This is a genomic window from Mesorhizobium sp. M8A.F.Ca.ET.161.01.1.1 (genome assembly GCF_004792105.1).
GTDB lineage: Bacteria > Pseudomonadota > Alphaproteobacteria > Rhizobiales > Rhizobiaceae > Mesorhizobium.
In genome coordinates this window covers 1-278 of record NZ_SRTD01000548.1, presented here as the reverse complement: position 1 = coordinate 278, position 278 = coordinate 1, and the positions used below count along the sequence as shown (strand labels likewise).

General features: G+C 72.7%; 1 pseudogene. It reads right to left on the bottom strand.

Annotated elements, in window-relative coordinates:
- A pseudogene (locus tag EN804_RS37640) lies at positions 1–278 on the bottom strand (citrate synthase); the annotation flags it as partial.

Sequence of the window (278 nt, the reverse complement as noted above, 5' to 3'; positions counted from 1 at the left end):
GTTTCCCGCAGCCGCGCCGAGCGCCTCTGCCAGGGCCGCGATGGCGTCGGCGGCATCGCGGTAGAGCATGGCTGGCCCGCGTCCCAGCGAAGGCCGGCCTTCGGCAGCCAGTCCAGCCAGCGTCGCGAATGCCGCGCCGCGACCGCTGTCGCGCGCGTCACCGCGGCCGGGCGAGGCAAACGACACCGGGACGTCCGCTGCCCAGTGCAGGCTTGCCGTCTCCTCCAGCGTCGCCGCGCTGGAGAGCGTCACAGCATCCTTTCCGCGATAGAAAAGGC